This window comes from uncultured Clostridium sp. (genome assembly GCF_947036855.1).
In the GTDB taxonomy this organism is placed as follows: Bacteria; Bacillota; Clostridia; order Clostridiales; family Clostridiaceae; genus Sarcina.
Genome location: NZ_CAMQRY010000183.1, coordinates 1 through 3,824 on the forward strand (window position 1 = coordinate 1; position 3,824 = coordinate 3,824).

Consider the following 3,824-nt stretch of genomic DNA (forward strand, 5'->3'; position numbering starts at 1 on the left):
AAATTACTAAAGTTGATATACAGAAATATATGTTACCCCTTATAATAGAAAGGTAAATAAGTATGAATATAAACTAAAGATAAAACATTATAGAATGTAGGGGAGTAGAAAAGATGGAGAAAAATAATGATTTGTTAGAACTTAAAAAATTCTATTTTCAGTCAAAAGATTTACTTGATAAGAATAAACATATAAATCCTAAAAATTTGCCAAAGATAGGTAAGCTTATACAAAAGGTTAATAATAATAGTGATGTTAAGATAGATGGGATGATAGAATCACTTAAAAACAATGATGATGCATCTATTTTTATATCAGAGATGATTATTCTTTTAGAAAGGGATTCTGCTAAAGAAAGGTTTAAGAATTTTAAAACTATAGTAATTTATGCAATAACATCAACACTTGCATTACTGCTTGTAATAATAGGACTAGCTATTAATGATGTAGAAATTTGGTATCTACTTGTACCAGTAATTGGTTTTATAAACTGTATTATTTCAGTTATGAAGCTTAATAAACTAAAAATATTATCAGATGTAGAAGTGCGAAATAGATTTGAAAAGCAAGAAGCGGAGAAAATAGAAGAAGTTCAAGAAGTTCAAAAAACTAAAGAATCTGAAACAGATGAAGCAATTAATGATATAGTAGATAAAACAGATGACTTAAGTTAAAAGAATAAAATGAAAATAGTATATATAAGAAAAGAGGTGATTTTAGTATTGAACTAAAATCACCTCTTTTTATTAATTAGCTTTTTGACACCAATAGTTATTTGATGATGTATCAGAAATTATTTTACCATCAGCAAGTTCAACAATTCTACTAGAGATAAGTTTTGCAAAATCCATATCATGAGTTATTATAATCACACCAATGTCACTAGATAAGCTTTTTATAATATTTGCAACTTCTAAAGTAGTTTTAGGATCAAGTGCTGAAGTAGGTTCATCAAAGCAAATATATGATGGATTTAGAATTAAAGCTCTTGCAATAGCAACTCTTTGTTTTTGCCCACCTGATAGTTCAAAAGGATAAGAATTTTCTTTTTCTGAAATTCCAAGTTTTAAAAGAAGTTTTTTAGCATCTGCAATTGCTTCATCTTTTTTTATTTTATGGACATGTATTGGTGATTCTATTATATTTTCAAGGACAGTCATATGAGGAAATAAATTAAAGCCTTGAAAGACTAGTCCAATTTTTTTTCTAATAGTTAAAAGTTCTTTTGAAGAACAGTATTTATTATTTTTCAAAAGGTAAGTATCTTCAATTTTTATAGTTCCAGAATTACACTTTTCAAGACCAGTTAATGAACGAAGTAGAGTTGTTTTACCAGCGCCAGATTCACCAATGATACTTAAAATATCACCTTTAGCTATATTAATATTTATATCTTTTAAAGCAGTAACATTTTTAAATGATTTATTTAAATTTCGTATTTCCAACATAAAAACACCTCCTAATTATAATAAGAATATTTTTCTTCAAGTTTATTGAAAACTAATGTAAGTATTGCAATGACAATAAGATAAATAGCCCCAACTAAGAATAATGGTGCAAGTGATGCATCTCTATTACTAGCTATTTTACCAGCACGAAGAAGTTCTCCAAGTCCAACTACATAAACAAGTGAAGTATCTTTTACAAGAGTTATAACTTCATTTGCAATTGCAGGGAAAACTTTCTTAATCATTTGAGGCATTACAATTCTTATAAGTGTATGTGCTTTAGAAAATCCAAGGATTTCACTAGCTTCTATTTGACCATTATCAACATCAAGTATACCAGCTCTAAATATTTCGCCAAAGTAAGCAGCGTAATTTAGGACAAAGGCAAGTATAGCAGCGGGAAATCTATCAAGATTAATATCAACTAAAGGTAGACCAAAAAATATGACTACAAGTTGAAGAAGTAGAGGAGTTCCTCTCATTACCCATACATAGATTCCACTGATTGATTTTATTATTTTGATATGTGATATTCTACAAAGTGCAACTCCCATACCAAGTGGTACGGAAAATAATAATGTTACAAAGAATACTTTTAATGTAACTACAAGACCTTCGAGCATTTGTGGTAACAGTGAACCTACATAATCCATAATTAAAACTCCCTTAAATTATTATTTATTTGAACCATTTATCCTTTATTTCATCAAACTCACCAGATTCTTTCATTTTAGCAAATTCAGAATTAAGTTCTTTAAGAAATTGTGTATCATCTTTTCTAACCCCAACACAATATTCTTCATTTGCAAGATTATCATCTAGTATTTTATATTTAGAAGAATCTCTTTGAGCTATATAATATCTAGCAAGAATTTCATCAGCTATAACAGCATCAACTCTACCAGCCTCTAAATCCATAAATGCATCATTAAAAGTATCAAAAAGGATAGGCTCACCATCTTTTATTGCCGTAGCAATTTCTTTATCTTTTTCTATAGCATCAAGTGAGCTTGAAGCAGTTTGTGTTGCAATAGCTTTATCTTTTAAATCTGCTTTTGAGTTTATAGGTGAATCATTTAAAGTGATGATAGCCTGTGTATTATTCATATAGGCATCAGTTAAAGCAACTTTCTCCATTCTTTCAGGTGTTTTTGTATAACCATTCCAAATAGCATCTATATTGCTATTATTTAATTCAGTTTCTTTCATATCCCAATTTATAGGTTGGAACTCAAAGTCATATCCAAGATTTGTAAGAACTGCTGTTGCAAGGTCTACATCAAATCCTGTAAGGTCACCATTTTCATCTCTAAATCCCATTGGTACAAAAGTATCATCAAGTCCTATTGTGATTGTTCTTTTATCTGTCTTTTCATCTACAGATTTATCAGATGTTCCACATGCTGTAAATATTGAACCTATAAATAATATGCTAAGCCCTAAAAATATAGCTGGTTTAAATTTGAATTTCATTTATATATCCCCCTAAAATTAATAATTTCATAATTAAAACTCTATCTAGTTAACACTTTACTATGCTAAAGTAAGAAAGTCAATAATTATTTGTAAAATAAATCCATAAAGTGATTATGCTAAATATAGTTATAATGTTTAGTATATTATTAAGTGATAAAAATGAGACAAATAAATTTGAACTTATAGAAAAATATAGATTTTAATGAATTAGAAGGATTGTTACTCAAGTAATTGCTTGAAGGCTAAAATTTATTTTCATTAAAGTGTATTAATGTTGTTTTTGCATTGCCATAAATATCCTGTAAAATATTTATAATTACATATTAAAAAATTAATATGATACTAAAGATAAGGGAGATGTTTTAAAATGAAAAAAGGAATAAAAGTAATTATAGGAATCATCATAGCGATTCTTATAATCATAGCTATACTTGTTGGGATTTATTTAGTTTCATTTAGTCCAAGTGTAGCAACTACACAGGTGTCAGGTGTTAGTCAAAGTAATGTTACGGCAGTATCTCAAAAGTTTAATCAGGTGAAACAAGAGTTAAATTCAAATAATGTAAAGGGTGAAACTAAAAAAGTTGAACTTACTTCAAATGATTTATCAAGTATGGCAGCTTATGCAGTGTCAAAATCACCAACAGCAAAGAAAATTATTACAGGAGTTAAAATAGAGCCAAGTGATAAACATTTAGATGTATATTTAACAGCTAAATTACATGGAGTAGCATCTCAAGCTAAGATTGTTTTAAATGTTAAGCATGAAGATGGTAAATCAGTTTTACATTATGACTCAGGAAAAGTTGGATTTGTTACGATTCCTAAATCTGAAATATTAAATAAGTTAGAAGATAGTGGATATGTTAGTGTTAATAGACAAACTGATAATATAACAAT

At 27.9% G+C, this 3,824-nt stretch carries 5 protein-coding genes; 2 read left to right on the top strand and 3 right to left on the bottom strand.

Annotation, left to right across the window (positions count from 1 at the left end; all coding sequences use genetic code 11):
• Positions 1-113: 113 nt before the first annotated feature.
• Entirely contained in the window at positions 114-674 is a 561-nt protein-coding gene (locus Q0V15_RS12385) for a hypothetical protein (protein WP_297439452.1), read from the top strand.
• A gap of 72 nt (positions 675-746) precedes the next feature.
• Here Q0V15_RS12385 and Q0V15_RS12390 read toward each other — a convergent pair whose 3' ends face one another.
• From Q0V15_RS12390 to Q0V15_RS12400, 3 genes are read right to left on the bottom strand one after another with little or no spacing between them, the layout of a single operon-like run.
• Complete coding sequence (locus Q0V15_RS12390; protein ID WP_297439453.1) at positions 747-1,448, bottom strand: amino acid ABC transporter ATP-binding protein; 702 nt, start codon at positions 1,446-1,448, stop codon at positions 747-749.
• Between the two features lie 11 nt (positions 1,449-1,459).
• On the bottom strand, positions 1,460-2,101 hold the full coding sequence (locus Q0V15_RS12395) for an amino acid ABC transporter permease (RefSeq protein WP_297439454.1): 642 nt from the start codon (positions 2,099-2,101) through the stop codon (positions 1,460-1,462).
• A gap of 25 nt (positions 2,102-2,126) precedes the next feature.
• Entirely contained in the window at positions 2,127-2,921 is a 795-nt protein-coding gene (locus Q0V15_RS12400; protein WP_297439455.1) for an amino acid ABC transporter substrate-binding protein, read from the bottom strand.
• A 370-nt stretch (positions 2,922-3,291) separates the two neighbouring features.
• Between Q0V15_RS12400 and Q0V15_RS12405 the strand changes: the two genes are divergently transcribed.
• Positions 3,292-3,824 (top strand): hypothetical protein (locus tag Q0V15_RS12405; RefSeq protein WP_297439456.1); only part of this gene is annotated, 533 nt, incomplete at its 3' end.

Bases quoted from the DNA above. Each gene is read 5' to 3' on its own strand.
- Q0V15_RS12385 (WP_297439452.1), top strand. From the start codon at position 114: ATGGAGAAAAATAATGATTTGTTAGAACTTAAAAAATTCTATTTTCAG.
- Q0V15_RS12390 (WP_297439453.1), bottom strand. From the start codon at position 1,448: ATGTTGGAAATACGAAATTTAAATAAATCATTTAAAAATGTTACTGCT.
- Q0V15_RS12395 (WP_297439454.1), bottom strand. From the start codon at position 2,101: ATGGATTATGTAGGTTCACTGTTACCACAAATGCTCGAAGGTCTTGTA.
- Q0V15_RS12400 (WP_297439455.1), bottom strand. From the start codon at position 2,921: ATGAAATTCAAATTTAAACCAGCTATATTTTTAGGGCTTAGCATATTA.